The 348-nt window shown below is 65.2% G+C and carries 1 protein-coding gene; it reads right to left on the bottom strand.

Features of this window, described 5'->3' with window-relative positions; all coding sequences use genetic code 11:
* The coding region (locus EN852_RS36955; protein ID WP_135879769.1) for an aldehyde dehydrogenase family protein at positions 1-348 on the bottom strand (348 nt) is incomplete at both ends.

Here is a 348-nt window from a genome sequence, read left to right as displayed (position 1 = left end):
CCCGCATTCAAGAGCTTGCCGTAGGCGACGCTCGAGACCGCGGCATCGAGATCGCAGGAGGCATCGAAGATCGCCGGCGACTTGCCGCCCAGCTCGAGCGTGACCGGCGTCAAATTGGCGGCCGCGGCCAGCGCCACCTGGCGGCCGACGGCGGTCGAGCCGGTGAACAAGAGGTGATCGAAAGGCATCGACACGAATGTCTTGCCGACCTCGGCGTCGCCGACCACCACGCTCATCTCGTCGGGAGAGAAATGCTCTTCGACCAGGCGGGCAAGCAGGTCCGAAAACTTCGGCGTCAGCTCGGACGGCTTGAGCAGCACTCGGTTGCCGGCGGCTAAAGATCGGAAG

The organism is Mesorhizobium sp. M2E.F.Ca.ET.209.01.1.1 (assembly GCF_004010375.2).
Classification (GTDB): domain Bacteria; phylum Pseudomonadota; class Alphaproteobacteria; order Rhizobiales; family Rhizobiaceae; genus Mesorhizobium.
Note: the sequence above shows the minus strand (reverse complement) of the source record. Positions and strands in the feature narration are given on the sequence as shown.